A 3,604-nucleotide genomic window follows, 5' to 3' on the forward strand; every position below is an offset into this window, starting at 1 on the left:
TTACTCATACTACTAATGAGAAGGCGGTATTCTATTGGGGCTGCGTATAACCACAAGGACTGATCGGGCCGTTAAGCCTGTCATTCGGGCCAATCGGCCTGTTTTGATGATTTTTTACCCATGCCGGTTGGGAGTATCAATGTTGATATCGCTTCCGCATGTAGCTGGATTCCGGTCAGAAACGCGGGTTATTCTTCCCGCCGGCGGCGCCCGCTATTCAGGCGTTGGAGTTTAGACATAAGGAGTAACAAGGATGAAGGAAAGTCTCGGTTCGCGAGTGGGGCGCTTGGTCAGCGGTGGGTTCAATGCGCTGGTCGATGCAGTGGAGAATGCCGCGCCGGAAGTGGTCATGGAGCAGGCAACCCGAGAGATCGACGGGGCTGTAGATGAGGTGCGTGCTGAGCTGGGCCGCGTTCTGGCTAACCGCCATTTGGCGCAGAAGCGCCTGGTCGAAGAGAACCGCAAGCACAGTGAGTTGGTCGAGAAGATCGATTTCGCAGTGCGAGAGGGTCGCGATGATCTGGCCGAGGTGGCCATCGCCCGGCAGATGGATGTTGAAGCGCAGATTCCAGTGCTCGAGACGGCGATAGCCTCAGCCGGCGACAAGGAACGCGAGCTGGAGGGCTTCATCAGTGCCTTGCAGGGGCGCAAGCGTGAGATGATGGATGAGCTGAGGGCGTTCCGCGAAAGCAGGGCAGCGGAACAGACTTCCGAAGCAGCCCGGACTTCCGGTGCCGGCGCTGGCGGCAAGGCCGACCGTGCAAGTGAAGTGTTCGACCGGATTATGGAGCGTAACACGGGTCTTGCTGGCGCCGGTGCTATTGATCGCAAGGACGCGGCTAAACTCGCTGAGCTTGAAGAGTTGTCCCGCAGTAACCGGATCAAGGAGCGCCTCGCCGCGGTCAAGGCAAAATCAGGCCAATGATCAGCTTCATGTTTCTGGCGGAGAACCTGCCGTTCGCCGCCGCACTGCTGTTGCTGCTGGCCATCGGCACCCTTGAGGGTGTGCTGCTGTTTTTCGGCGTCGGCTTTGCCTCGGTGCTGGAGTCACTGGTACCCCAAGTGGATCTCGATGGTCCGCCGTCACCGACTGGCGAGGGCGCGCTGTCGCGTCTGCTCGGCTGGTTGCATGTCGGTCGTGTGCCGGTACTGATCTTGCTTGTGGTGTTTCTCGCAGCATTCGGTCTGGTTGGTCTGCTGATGCAAGGCATCCTGCATGCCGTCACCGGGCTGCTGTTGCCGTCCTGGCTGGCCGTGGCGCCTGCCCTTGTCCTGTCGTTGCCGGTGGTCCGAGTGGCTGGTCAAGGCATTGCCATGATTATCCCTAAGGATGAAACCGAAGCCGTGACTGAGAGCAGTTTCATCGGACGTGTTGCGGTGATAACCCTCGGCACTGCCCGGCAGGGCGAACCCGCCCAGGCCAAGCTCAAGGATATTCACGGTTATACCCACTACGTGATGGTGGAGCCGGAAGCAGCCGATGATGCTTTCGCCACTGGCAAAGCAGTGCTGCTGGTCAGCCAACAGGGCGCGGTGTTCCGGGCCATCGTCAATCCGAGCGGCGCACTGGTTGACTGACCCTCTGAATTAACGAAGAAAGGAGTTCTCGATGTATTTCAATATTCTTGATGCAGCAGTGATTGCCGGCATTATTCTTTTTACCCTGATTGTTATGGGGCTGATCCTCTCTCGCCTGTACCGCCGCGCTTCCAAGGAAGTGTCGTTTGTACGGACCGGTTTTGGAGGCCAGAAAGTCGTGCTGAACGGCGGTGCGTTGGTGTTGCCGGTCCTGCATGAATCCATTCCTGTGAACATGAACACCCTGCGCCTTGAAGTTCGTCGCACCGGCGTCCAGGCACTGATCACCCGTGACCGTATGCGTGTTGACGTTACTGCCGAGTTCTACGTGCGGGTGAAGCCAACCGTGGATGCGATCGCTAATGCAGCGCAGACGCTCGGTATGCGGACTATGAATCCAGAACTGCTGAAGGATCTGGTCGAGGGTAAGTTCGTTGATGCCCTGCGCGCAGTGGCGGCGGAAATGGGAATGGAAGAGCTGCACGAAAAGCGTGTCGATTTTGTTCAGAAGGTACAGACGGTGGTGTCCGAGGATTTGCTCAAGAACGGTTTGGAGTTGGAGTCGGTGTCGCTGACCGGCCTGGACCAGACCAGCTTTGAACATTTCAATCCGCAGAATGCTTTTGATGCTGAGGGCTTGACCAAGCTGACTGAGGCGATCGAGATGCGGCGGAAAAAGCGTAACGACATCGAGCAAGATACCGCCGTTGCCGTGCGTCAGAAAGATCTGGAAGCGCAGCGTATTACCCTTGAGATCATGCGTGAGGAAGAATACGCCAAGCTGCAGCAGGAGCGTGAAGTGGCGATTCGTCGGGCAGCACAGGAAGCCGAAATTGCCCGGGAGCAGGCAGAAAACATGCGTAATGCCGAAGAGGCCCAGATTATCGCCAAGCGTCAGGTCGATACCTCTCGCATTGCTGCGGACAGGGCAGTTGAAGAGCAGCGTATTGAGATGGAGCGTGACGTAAAAGAGCGCGAGATTATCAAGCAGCGTGCACTGGAAACCGCTGAGGTAGATCGGCGCAAGACGGTTGAGTTGGCAGAGCAAGATCGTGCCATCGCAATTGCCGAACGCTCGAAAGCCCAATCCGAAGCTCAGGCTGAAGCGGATAGGGCGCGGGCTGCTGCGGTAAAAGAAGAAGAAGCGGTTATCACTGTTCGGGAGACCGAGCGGGCCGAACGGGTCAAAAGTGTTGAGCTCGTTGAGGCGCGCAAGGCTGCTGAGCGTGACGCCATTTCGATCACCGTGGCTGCGGATGCCGAGAAGCAGGCGGCGGAAGATCGTGCCGAAGCCGTCAAGACTGCCGCACAGGCGGATTCTGACAAGTACCGCATTGAGGCCGAAGGTCTGGCTCAGGCAGAAAAGCTCAAGGCCGAAGCAGCCGCCAAGCGTTATGAAGTGGATGCTGCCGGTAAGCGGGCGATCCATGACGCTGACAACCTGCTATCAGCGGCTCAGATCGAGATGCAGTTACGCATGGCACTGATCCGTCACTTGCCGGAAATCGTCCGTGAAAGCGTCAAGCCGATGGAGCGCATTGACGGCATCAAGATTTTCCAGATCGAAGGCCTCAACGGTGCCAACGGGCGTGCTGCTGCAGAGGGTGAAGCAGCCAGCGGTGGCAGCAGCAATCTTGCCGATCAGGTTGTGAACAGTGCACTGCGCTATCGGGCGCAAGGACCGCTGCTCGATTCACTGATGAACGAGATTGGTCTGAACGGTGGTGACATCAATGGTCTGACCGCGAGCCTGAATCCGTCGGAGTCGAAATCGAAATAGTCGTTTTGTTGGAACAGATAAAAAAGGGGGCGCCACTGGACGCCCCTTTTTTATTGTCTGGCGTTTAGCGCGACGTCAGGTCTCTGGCAATGGCGATGATCTGCATCTCGTCGGTACCAGCATAGATCTGCAGAATCTTGGCGTCACGCATTAGCTGCTCGACCCGTGATTCGCGCATATAGCCATAGCCACCGTGGATTTGCACCGCTTCGGTGGCCACCTGCATGGCGCTCTGTGCCGCATACA

General features: G+C 57.5%; 4 protein-coding genes. 3 read left to right on the top strand and 1 reads right to left on the bottom strand.

The genetic code is table 11. The features are described from left to right. Positions 1–253 precede the first annotated feature (253 nt). The 3 genes from J1C54_RS16125 to J1C54_RS16135 are packed head-to-tail and all read left to right on the top strand — an operon-like array spanning position 254 to position 3,358. On the top strand, positions 254–925 hold the full coding sequence (locus J1C54_RS16125; RefSeq protein ID WP_229149937.1) for a PspA/IM30 family protein: 672 nt from the start codon (positions 254–256) through the stop codon (positions 923–925). Next, the gene (locus J1C54_RS16130; protein ID WP_229149938.1) at positions 922–1,578 is read left to right on the top strand and encodes a YqiJ family protein; all 657 of its coding nucleotides are present in this window, start codon (positions 922–924) and stop codon (positions 1,576–1,578) included. Before J1C54_RS16125 ends, J1C54_RS16130 begins: the two co-directional genes overlap by 4 nt. A gap of 31 nt (positions 1,579–1,609) precedes the next feature. Beyond that, a complete protein-coding gene (locus J1C54_RS16135) occupies positions 1,610–3,358 on the top strand; it encodes a flotillin family protein (protein ID WP_229149939.1) in 1,749 nt (582 codons plus the stop codon). A 64-nt stretch (positions 3,359–3,422) separates the two neighbouring features. Here the strand turns inward: J1C54_RS16135 and J1C54_RS16140 are convergent. Next, positions 3,423–3,604 (bottom strand): acyl-CoA dehydrogenase family protein (locus tag J1C54_RS16140; protein WP_255612705.1); only part of this gene is annotated, 182 nt, incomplete at its 5' end.

This window comes from Alcanivorax sp. 1008 (assembly GCF_020667895.1).
Taxonomy (GTDB): domain Bacteria; phylum Pseudomonadota; class Gammaproteobacteria; order Pseudomonadales; family Alcanivoracaceae; genus PGZG01.

Bases quoted from the DNA above. Each gene is read 5' to 3' on its own strand.
- J1C54_RS16130 (WP_229149938.1), top strand. From the start codon at position 922: ATGATCAGCTTCATGTTTCTGGCGGAGAACCTGCCGTTCGCCGCCGCA.
- J1C54_RS16125 (WP_229149937.1), top strand. From the start codon at position 254: ATGAAGGAAAGTCTCGGTTCGCGAGTGGGGCGCTTGGTCAGCGGTGGG.
- J1C54_RS16135 (WP_229149939.1), top strand. From the start codon at position 1,610: ATGTATTTCAATATTCTTGATGCAGCAGTGATTGCCGGCATTATTCTT.